This window comes from Ochrobactrum sp. SFR4 (assembly GCF_019730395.1).
Taxonomy (GTDB): domain Bacteria; phylum Pseudomonadota; class Alphaproteobacteria; order Rhizobiales; family Rhizobiaceae; genus Pseudochrobactrum.
This window is the reverse complement of the sequence record NZ_JAAPBB010000123.1, coordinates 1-537: the sequence shown is the minus strand read 5'-3', so window position 1 is coordinate 537 and position 537 is coordinate 1. Positions and strand designations below refer to the sequence as shown.

Sequence of the window (537 nt, the reverse complement as noted above, 5' to 3'; positions counted from 1 at the left end):
ACTTTGCCCGCGATGTTGAGCATGGACGTCCTGTTGAAGTCGGCGCATGGATTGACGGTGCAATGCCGACGCGTGCTGAAACCATTCAGGGCTATGTGCAAGGCACGCATCTGAACTGGCTGTCGCAAAAAGCCCGCGAGCTCTATGGCAACACCACAGCCCTCACTAGCTTCAATATGGAAATCCGCTATCGCTATAATCCGGATGTGCAAAGTCTGGTGGCCATGGAGCCGGCGGTTATTCCGCTGTTGCTGCTGGTTATTCCGGCCATGCTTTCGGTTTTGAGTGTTGTGCGCGAAAAAGAACTGGGCTCGATTATCAATTTCTACGTGACACCGGTCACGAAATTCGAGTTTCTGATCGGTAAGCAATTGCCTTATGTCGGGCTTGCCTTCTTCAACTTCCTGATGCTGACCGCCTTCGCTGTATTCATCTTTCAGGTGCGGTTTACCGGCAGTTTCCTGACCTATTCCACGGCTGCTTTGCTCTATGTAATTATCACGACAGGCATGGGGCTGGTGCTCTCCACTTTCATGA

Annotated in this window: 1 protein-coding gene; it reads left to right on the top strand. The window is 51.8% G+C overall.

Going from position 1 to position 537, the window contains the following annotated elements:
- Positions 1-537 (top strand): ABC transporter permease (locus tag HBA93_RS18170; protein WP_286202038.1); only part of this gene is annotated, 537 nt, incomplete at both ends.